General features: G+C 51.1%; 6 protein-coding genes and 2 pseudogenes. 2 read left to right on the top strand and 6 right to left on the bottom strand.

The genetic code is table 11. From position 1 onward, the window contains the following. Positions 1–640, top strand: a 640-nt coding sequence (locus O2N63_RS06170; RefSeq protein WP_408629787.1) for a calcium-binding protein, incomplete at its 5' end; no start/stop codon positions are given. A gap of 201 nt (positions 641–841) precedes the next feature. On the opposite strand, the pseudogene O2N63_RS06165 reads toward O2N63_RS06170, so the two are convergent. The 6 genes and pseudogenes from O2N63_RS06165 to O2N63_RS06140 form a co-directional block, all read right to left on the bottom strand. After that, positions 842–1,531: pseudogene (locus O2N63_RS06165) on the bottom strand (IS6 family transposase); the annotation flags it as partial. A gap of 85 nt (positions 1,532–1,616) precedes the next feature. After that, on the bottom strand, positions 1,617–2,690 hold the full coding sequence (locus O2N63_RS06160) for a response regulator (protein WP_271053350.1): 1,074 nt from the start codon (positions 2,688–2,690) through the stop codon (positions 1,617–1,619). A gap of 513 nt (positions 2,691–3,203) precedes the next feature. Beyond that, a complete protein-coding gene (locus O2N63_RS06155; protein ID WP_271053349.1) occupies positions 3,204–3,878 on the bottom strand; it encodes a hypothetical protein in 675 nt (224 codons plus the stop codon). 32 nt (positions 3,879–3,910) lie between these two features. Further along, complete coding sequence (locus O2N63_RS06150; RefSeq protein ID WP_271053348.1) at positions 3,911–4,381, bottom strand: hypothetical protein; 471 nt, start codon at positions 4,379–4,381, stop codon at positions 3,911–3,913. A 613-nt stretch (positions 4,382–4,994) separates the two neighbouring features. Then, a pseudogene (locus tag O2N63_RS06145) lies at positions 4,995–5,117 on the bottom strand (IS6 family transposase); the annotation flags it as partial. 118 nt (positions 5,118–5,235) lie between these two features. After that, a complete protein-coding gene (locus O2N63_RS06140) occupies positions 5,236–6,639 on the bottom strand; it encodes a calcium-binding protein (RefSeq protein WP_271053347.1) in 1,404 nt (467 codons plus the stop codon). Positions 6,640–7,447: 808 nt separating this feature from the next. On the opposite strand from O2N63_RS06140, the gene O2N63_RS06130 reads away from it, so the two are divergent. Next, complete coding sequence (locus O2N63_RS06130) at positions 7,448–8,200, top strand: helix-turn-helix domain-containing protein (protein ID WP_271053346.1); 753 nt, start codon at positions 7,448–7,450, stop codon at positions 8,198–8,200. Position 8,201 lies beyond the last annotated feature (1 nt).

Raw genomic sequence — 8,201 nt, 5'->3', positions numbered from 1 at the left:
CGCAGACTACGTGACGGGCGGAGATGGCTTTGACCAAGTAAGCTACCGTCAGGAAGCTTCTTACGGAGGAACTGCCGGATTAGTCATGCAATATGACTTCAACGGAGGTGAGCGCATCATCACCGATGGATGGGGCAACACCGACACATTGCTAGACATTGAATGGATCGTTGGCACTGGGGTTGGCGATACCCTACGTGGCAATCCCGATGATGAAAGACTTGAAGGTCGAGGTGGAAACGACTTACTCGCTGGATATAGCGGTAATGACACGCTTATCGGAGGCACAGGAGATGATACGCTCTACGGAGATAGCGGAGATGATGTGATCTTCGGAGACGAAGGGAACGACACTATAGTCGATAATTGGGGTAATGACACGATGTCTGGCGGGCTCGATGCAGACGAGTTCGTCTTCCAAGGAACCCCAGGCAATGATGTGGTTGTAGACTTCTCACTAGGTGAGGACGCCGTCAGGCTAGACCCAGGGCTGTCAGCTACATCTGCAACGCAAATCGACCATGACGGCGATGGGCTGGACGACACCGCAGTTGTTTTGACATCAGCAACATCTTCGCAAACCGTGGTCTTCCTCGACACAGACTCCGATGCCATTTCAGCTTATTTTGACCTACTGTAACGTCAACTCACCTCGCTTACTCGCGGAAATGTCTCGCCTTTTTGAGAGACGGGACATTTCTCCACCACCAACCAGGTACCCCGACTGGGGCATCGGCTCCCAAAGATCGCCCTAGCGGTTCTTAGTATCATGCATTCATGAAAGTGGCTGTGCTGTCAGACTAATTCGAACGAGTCTCTGCTAGGCCAGCACGACTGTCCTTTATGCAGCGCAAAGACCGCGCCACTCGGTGAGAGCGACGGTTCGGTTGAGCTTGAAATGTTCTCGCTTTGAAAGACTGCGATCCTGATTGAAGTGGTTGAAGACTGAGGCGTGGACGGCGACGAATTTCTGCAAACTTCGGATCCTTCGAAACCGTGACATGGCACGTTCTCGTCGTCGAAAAGGAAGATGCGAGTTCTCAATTCGATTGTTCAAATAGCGGCCAGTTGTCTGCTTTTCCGCATTGCCGATCTCTCGCATTGCGGCCCCATAAGACCTGAGACGATCTGTAACGATAAGCTCAGGCTGACCATGTCGCTTCATCGTTTTCCTCAAGAATTCAAGGGCTGCGCGCTTGTTCCGTCGCTTGGTGACATAGCTTTCCAGAACTTCACCTTCATGATCAATCGCGCGCCAAAGGTAATGTCGTTCACCGTTGATCTTCACGAAGACCTCGTCCAGGTGCCACTGCCAGTTTGAATATGAGCGCAGCCGACTGACCCTGTTTCTCCGGATCTCAGCGGCAAACAATGGGCCGAACCTGTTCCACCAAAATCGAACCGATTCATGGTTGATTTCTATCCCGCGTTCGTGCAAAAGATCTTCAACATTCCGAAGCGACAGTGGAAACCGCACATACATCATCACCGCGAGGCGAATGATCTCGGGGCTGGTTTTAAAATAGCGAAAGGAGGAATGGTTGAACTGGCGGGACGCGAGTTCAGCACCCTGCCCGTCTCTAGCTGTCTTCTTCTGACAGTACCTCTCAAATCATTTAGTTATACCGCTTCGAGAAGGGTGCTCCGTCCATTTCCGAAAGAGCTTCGTTTAGCAACACTTCATATCCACGCTGCTCCAGTCGTTTCTCCTCTTGGCTAACTCGCCTGACGTTCGGCAAACGATGACCACGGGTAAAGAAGTTCGGAAGTAAAACCGCCTTTTTCTCGACATTTTCGACAGCCTCCGAAAGAGACGCGATGGCGTCGAAGTCAGACACCGATTTTAAGGGCACCTGCTTGCCAACTAGGATCATGATCCGCGCTCCCCGTTCCTTAGGGGCCAGTTCAACAAAATTCCGGTTGATGGCATTTTCTATACCCGCTTGTGTAGCCAGGAACCGTTTTGGCCCGACACACAGGAATGTGCCTTTTCCACGATATGACAGCACTCCACCGCTCTTACACAGAACATTGTGAATTGATTGCGCGACCTGCCCGACCACCAAGCAGAACTCTTCGGACGATAGCTCATCGTAGACACCCTCGACGCCTTCGATAGTCATTGCTGATACAATCGCCCCGGCCAGATGACGGTTTGAAAGTTGCAGCACGTAGTTTTCGAATTCGCGGCAGTCCACCGCTGACGGCACACCTTGAATTTTGAATGCATAATCTAAACGCAACTTCTTGGGTTTTACCCCAAGTCTCTTCAACTCACCTTCGGCATAAGTCCCTGTCTGAGAGCGTTTTTTTTCAAACGCGACCCGTTGCGCTTCCTGAATATGCGACTTGAGTGCAGCGAGATTGAAAGGCTTGGTCACAAAGTCCGTTGCCCCAGCTTTAAACGCAGCATCCAGATAACTCTTCTGATGCATGGCAGTAATGATAACGATGGGCTGGAGTTCATATCCTGGGGTTTGACGAATGAGTTGGGTCAGCGTGATACCGTTAATGCTCGGCATCTGGATATCTATCAGACAGCAATCAAAAGGAATTTCGGTCTCTGCTATCCGGGCCAAAGCCTCTTTGGCAGACAGTGCTGTAATAACCTCGTGCAATCCTGACGCAGTCAGAGCTTGCACCAAGATATCAAGAATGTCTTGTTCATCGTCTACTGCAAGAATTTTCATATTGCAGGTCTCCCTTCAGTCTAATTCACGAACTAAAGCTCTTAAAATGGAACCTCCAACTGCAGGTATAACTCCCGAATGTGGCATCTTTCCGGTACAATGCTGCCACTTGTAAGGTCGGAGTATGCGGAAGACAGACGTTTGCGAACACTCTGCATTGAGCTGTTAGACCAATCCCAACCCGCCTCAACTAGGCCAGGATGACTGCCCTTTATCCAGCGCAGAGGCCGCGCCACTCGGTAGGAGCAGCAGTACTTCTGAGTTTGGAGACTAGGTTCTCAGATGGAGCCCTTTAGAATGAAACGACACCCGCTCGCCGTTCAACTGTAGCCCATCAGCACCCATGGAACAGATTGCATTGATTGCGTAGCGGAGGATATCAGGCTGATTTTGAGGAGAGCGTTTAGACATGACAGGACGCTAGTTCAGCACCTTACCTGCCTCAAGTCGGTTTCTTCTGGCAGGGCCCCTCTGACACTGCCGCAGGCGGTTTTGCGGTCACCTTAGGCGATGTCACTGTCCGGGAAAGTAATTCTTGAACCAGTAGTCCATATTGGCGAATTGACCGCGCATCATGACAACCTGACGAGTCGCGCGCACGCCGTTGACCCCAATCCAATTGAGCCGCCCCAACATAAGAGTCGATTCCTTGGAATGAGAAAGTACCGCCAGCCCATATGAAAACTTGACCGATGCAGTTTCCCCGCCAGCGAAGATCGTCGTCGGGCCCGGCGGATAGCACGCGAGGCGATAGTCTTCACCGGTGGTCACAGATTGGTACCCGTCGTGTGCCGGGTCATCCGCGTGGAGAAGCCCCTTTGCGGCCCGCAACCTGTTCTCTTCGACAGCAAGATCCCTAAAGAAATCCTTAACGTTCTGGGTGAGGTAGATGTCGTTTTCATAGCGGATGGTGAGCGGTGCGTCTTGATACCCATCACCCAGAAAAAGCTGTCCGCCTGATCCCTGAATGATCCGGACGTCCATAATTTCGGTGGTCAGCGGCAACCGGATCGCACCCTTGTTAGCACCCGCGAAGAACGCCCAAGAATTGAGGGCTGCCGAACTGTGAGACTCCTCGATGGACATATCGCCAAGGGCAAGCTTGTATTCGCCAAGGAAACTCGCGGCATCGACTTCTATCGGGCAGAGATCCTCTGCGGAAACAACTTTAGCCAACAGGGTCGACATCAACAGAATGGCAACAGTTTTATGCCACCTCATCAAACGGGCCCGATCGTGGCCTCGAAGGAGCCTTCGAGTGTGTGGCTGTTCGACGGGTCGCGTGTCCTGCCAAAGTCTTTGGAGTGATCAGCAATGAACCGAAGTCGGCCCTTCACGGTCAAAAACTCTCCGGACTTGCTGGCTCCGTCGATTTCGAGGAGGAAATCTTCATCTTCGCGTGGGAAATACATCGATCTGTCATCGGCAACTATGCGAATATCCGGTACCGCGGCGCTGCCGTCTCGCCACTCGAAGCCGATAAATAGCATTTTCAGGCCCGCTGCTCCGTCGGCTGAAAACACCATGGATACACTGCCGAAATTCTCATCGCCACGGTGGTCGGATTGCGAGGCAATCAGGTCAAGAACGGTGTTTTCGTTGTCCAGCGACCCCGTCAGTGTCCCAGTCTCTTCTGCATAGACTGGTGTCACTAAGACCAGAACCAATATTAGCGAAAGCCACTTTAGCATATCTTTCCTCTCTGATGTTTACCAATCAGGTTGTCCGCGTAATCGAATAAACTCCTTAGTGAATACTCTAACACGGGCGCCGCGCTGGCAACAACTTGGCAGAGATTTCTTCTCGTCCCCACCTTGCAAGCTTCGAGAAGTTTTCGGCTTTCGCAGTATCTTGTTGAGCTATTCCAAGAGGTTGGTTATTAGCCAGTGTGAACGACTGAACCGCAACCTGTTCTCAGATGCCAGCTTCGTCCACGCACGCCGGACGCCGGTCCGATCCGCTGTGAAGGACCGGATTCCACCCTTAGTGACCTCCCATTTCCCTGTTTCTGCCCGGTGAGCAGCTTGAACCTAACGGTTGTCGCCTCATGCTTCGGCTTGTCATGCCAGTCTAGGAACCGAGAGAGAAGTGCCATCAGACCATTTCCAACCAGTCATAGCTAGAACAGCATGACCTTCATGATCAGCACACCAACGCCACTTTGAGGCCCCATCTGGGGCAACGACGTCCAGAGATCACCTTAGCAATCTTTAGTTTCAAGTCTTCATGAAAGTGGCTGGGGTGGTAGGATTCGAACTCGTTTCAACCCATCCAGCATCACCTCCCACATTCTGCACGGCGAACTTGTTCACTTAGCAGCTCCTCCACATTCCGAAGCGACAGTGGAAACCGCACATACATCATCACTGCCAGCTTGATGATCTCTGGGCTGGTTTTGAAATACTTGAATGGGGAGCGTTTGGACATGACGGAACGCTATGTCAGCGCCATGCCCGTCTCAAGCCGGTTTCTTCTGACACTGCCTGGCAGCACGTTTGTTTAGCCCCCTGCCCGCCTCAAGATGATTTTCTCCGACAATCCCCTGCTAAAGCACAAAGACGTCGTCGATGTAGAATTCACCCCCAGCATTCGCTTCGATCGAAAACTGCCCGACGTCCGCCTCATTCAGTAAGTAGGTCCCGTTTGCATCTAGATCTGCCTCGGTCACCATCAATTGCGCATAGATGGCACCGCTGGTATCCGCGAGCGAGATAGTCGCCGTTTCACCGACATCCAATTCCGAGAAATCCACACTGACAAAATCGAATACGTCCAGATCCCGGTGATGGATGTTCATCTCGTGGGTTGTACCATTTGGATCAGTCCAGACCTTGAACTCATCGTCGCCATCTCCGTCATAATCATAATCGGTGGTGCTGGTATCGCGCTCTTCAAAGTACTGTGTCGCGGAGTTAAGTTGCGACACGGTGTAGCTTCCATCTGGCCCATCAGCATATTGATAAATGCCCAACACGAGTGCGTGGTATGGATCAATAAGCTCCATGTTTTCGAAGGATATTGTGCCTGATGGTGCGGGATAGGTCACTTGAATAGTCACATCACCATAGTCTGCGCCACCTGCTCCGTCGGAGGCTTCATACCAGAAATGAACGACAGGAGGGCTATCCCCCTGAGCCGGCTGAGTGTCGTATTGACCATTCGGGTCCCATGTCAACGTGCCATCAGGGTTAAGCGTTAATATCGAACCGTCATTGAGGATGCCGCCATCCGCATCATTGAAGTAGTTCAAGTCGGCACCATCCGGAATCAGGTCAACATCGTTAATCCCATCACCATCCAGGTCAATTTGAACATCGGTGATTGCAGTAATTGAGAGGCCGGTTCCAGGCGTAGACCCTTCGATATAATCATTGGCCAATACGTCAATTGAAACAGACTGGTCGAACTGGGTAAAATCCGCGTCCCCTTGGGTGATGACCGTGCCGGGCGCTGGCGTTTCCACAAAGAGAATTGTCTCGACATTTGTTAGCGTGTCAATATCACCAGAACCGTCAAGAGATGTAACGGTATATCCAATAACAGTGGAGCGTCCGTTAGGTTTGGTTTCGGTAATCTCTTCAACGGAATAGTCAACACCTTCGATCCCATAATAGATCACGGTGTCGAATTTGCCTCCACCTCCGTCGATCACATCACTGCCGGGGCCACCCCAGATCAGATCGCCGCCAGCGCCGCCATTGATGATATCGTCACCTTCCCCACCGTAGAGCGTGTCATTTCCGTCTCCACCCTCGATGGTGTCATTCCCGGGGCCACCATCGATAAAGTCGTCGCCTCCGAGTCCCCAAATTTCATCGTCACCTGTTGTTGCAGGACCGAGAAGAGAGAGCACGTCAATCGTGTCATTGCCATCAGTACCGACGATGGCACCAGCAGGAGGGGTGCTATTGGAATTCTTCCCGCCACCACTTGAGTTTTTGCGAGGCATCGTTTTTATCCGTTCAAATTTATGCCCTCACCCAGACAAAATCCGCGGATCCAAGGCAATAAGAGTACCAGAATATGGCAAAAATTTGTCAAAAGGTAAATTTCAGGAAGCAGAAACATTCTGTTTCACCATTTCTTCCTGAAATCTAGTCAAGGTAAGTGATGTTGGCTGCCTGCCCTCAATATGCACACCCAGACCAATCCCAACCCGCCGCAGCCAGACCCGCGAAACAACCCCACACCCCTCAAACCGGGCCCCCAACTGGGGCAGCGGCAACCAGATACAGCCCTAGCATGCCTTAGCATCATGGTTATTTGAAAGTGGCTGTGGTGTCAGACAAATTCGAACCAGTCTCAGCTTGGCCAGCATGACTGTCCCTTATCCCGCGCAGAGACTGCGCCACTCGGTAAGAGCGACGGTTCGATCGAGCTTGAATTGATCTCTATTTGACAGGCTACGATCCTGATTGAAGTGGTTAAAGACGGAAGCGTGGACCCTGCCCGCTCGAAGTTTGTTTCCTCCGACTATGCCCTACCACACCATCAAAAATTGACGGCCATCACCTGCCGTAGCAATGCGATGACCGTCAGAAGTTTTAAAAGCCATTTTCGTGAAAACTCGTGAAACCCTTTACGATCACGGGAATTGATCGAAGACTCCCACGCCACTCACTCACAGTTATTAAGTTTAGCCGAAGGTTTCATCTGGGTCGCACTCATCCTATGATCACCCAATACTGTAGATTGAAGTTATTGATCATTAATAATACAATGATAATCACTAATTACTCAGTTGGGGCTCGACTCGCATGTCAGAAACCGCCAGTGTCCACCCATCAGTTCTTGTCAACGGAGCTCTACTCAAGGCTGACAGAAAAGCGGCAGGATATACTCAATCCTCATTCAGTGCGGCCTGTGCTTCGGTTTCCTTGGTTACCGTGCGTCGTGCGGAACAGGGTCACAGGATTATCAAAACCTCATTGCAGCGCATGGCGGCAGTGCTTGAGCAGCCAATTGAACGGTATTTCGCCTCAGAGCTATCGGAAAAAAAGAACGATTATGTGATTTCTGTTGAAGGAAAATGGACATCATATTTTGTGGAGACTGACCATGGGAAACCACCCTATTTGGTGGAAGAGGCAGTGGAGTTTTTCCAACATGGAAGTCAAGTCACTGGTAAAGCCGTGGTCGAAACTACGGACGAAGAACGCACCGAAGCGTTTGATACTACGAAAGTATTTAGAAACGTTGTAATCGGCACCATTTTCACACAGGAGTGGGAACCGCCGCTTGGAATGGGCACCCTTATTTTAGCTTCATCGAGGAATAACGACTGGCTAGAAGGATTCACGAGTTGGTATGATACTGACACCGACCGGATCGAGATCTCCCGGAATATTTATGTGCGAAGTGGCTGCCCAAGTTTTGAGAAATATTGTGAAGACGCCAAGCACGCGATGAACCGTGAAATCCAGATGTTTCGGCTGCGCAAACTCGTAGAAGCAGGATATGAGATGGAGGAGGCCTTCTCTATGCTCTCTTCAATTCCGCGAAAAGACTGAC

Origin of the sequence: Aliiroseovarius salicola (assembly GCF_027891095.1) — a bacterium.
In the GTDB taxonomy this organism is placed as follows: Bacteria; Pseudomonadota; Alphaproteobacteria; order Rhodobacterales; family Rhodobacteraceae; genus Aliiroseovarius; species Aliiroseovarius salicola.
Note: the sequence above shows the minus strand (reverse complement) of the source record. Positions and strands in the feature narration are given on the sequence as shown.

Coding starts and splice junctions, on each gene's coding strand:
- O2N63_RS06160 (WP_271053350.1), bottom strand. CDS start 2,690: ATGAAAATTCTTGCAGTAGACGATGAACAAGACATTCTTGATATCTTG.
- O2N63_RS06155 (WP_271053349.1), bottom strand. CDS start 3,878: ATGTCGACCCTGTTGGCTAAAGTTGTTTCCGCAGAGGATCTCTGCCCG.
- O2N63_RS06150 (WP_271053348.1), bottom strand. CDS start 4,381: ATGCTAAAGTGGCTTTCGCTAATATTGGTTCTGGTCTTAGTGACACCA.
- O2N63_RS06140 (WP_271053347.1), bottom strand. CDS start 6,639: ATGCCTCGCAAAAACTCAAGTGGTGGCGGGAAGAATTCCAATAGCACC.
- O2N63_RS06130 (WP_271053346.1), top strand. CDS start 7,448: ATGTCAGAAACCGCCAGTGTCCACCCATCAGTTCTTGTCAACGGAGCT.